Source organism: Paraburkholderia sp. SIMBA_030 (assembly GCF_046535245.1).
In the GTDB taxonomy this organism is placed as follows: domain Bacteria; phylum Pseudomonadota; class Gammaproteobacteria; order Burkholderiales; family Burkholderiaceae; genus Paraburkholderia.
This window is the reverse complement of sequence record NZ_JAWRXB010000800.1, coordinates 1-263: the sequence shown is the minus strand read 5'-3', so window position 1 is coordinate 263 and position 263 is coordinate 1. Positions and strand designations below refer to the sequence as shown.

Sequence of the window (263 nt, the reverse complement as noted above, 5' to 3'; positions counted from 1 at the left end):
CGCCGTTCTTGCTGTCCTCACCATTGCGATCAGCCTCGGCGGCCGCTGGTTTGGCCGGCACATCACGCTGGCAGGCAATAGCGACAGCACCCAGGCCGTCAGCATCACGATCGGCCGCGACACGCTCAACCTTTCGGAAAATACGATTCGCTTCCCGAGCCAGCGCCGTGCCGGCGTCGCCGAGCGCGCCGACTTGTATCTGACCTGGCCGGAAATGCAGGGCTACACGAAGAACGACCGCGAACGCTTCGACGACGTCGCCC

Annotated in this window: 1 protein-coding gene; it reads left to right on the top strand. The window is 64.6% G+C overall.

Annotated elements, in window-relative coordinates; genetic code table 11:
• The coding region (locus SB772_RS42185) for a hypothetical protein (protein ID WP_410838797.1) at nucleotides 1-263 on the top strand (263 nt) is incomplete at both ends.